General features: G+C 38.5%; 1 protein-coding gene and 1 pseudogene. Both read left to right on the plus strand.

Annotated elements, in window-relative coordinates; translation table 11 throughout:
• Positions 1-124: pseudogene (locus tag HC175_RS23335) on the plus strand (translation initiation factor IF-3 C-terminal domain-containing protein); the annotation flags it as partial.
• Positions 125-193: 69 nt separating this feature from the next.
• A partial coding sequence (gene rpmI, locus HC175_RS23340) for a 50S ribosomal protein L35 (RefSeq protein WP_168140120.1) occupies positions 194-286 on the plus strand: 93 nt, incomplete at its 3' end.

Here is a 286-nt window from a genome sequence, read left to right on the forward strand (position 1 = left end):
AGAGATCCTGTTACTGCGCCTGGCTACAGATCTTGAAGAACTTGGAAAGGTAGAGCAAATGCCTAAGCTGGAAGGAAAACGTATGACTATGTTCCTTTCTCCCAAGAAGACCAAATCGAAATAATTTCGTGATAGCTTAAACAGCTAATGACGATTTACAATAATAAGTGAGATAATTAAAAAGAAGGACAGAATGCCTAAGATGAAAACAAAATCCAGTGCCAAGAAGCGTTTCAAGCTTACCGGTACCGGAAAGATCAAAAGAAAGCATGCTTACAAAAGTCAT

The sequence above is a fragment of the Salinimicrobium oceani genome (assembly GCF_012037645.1).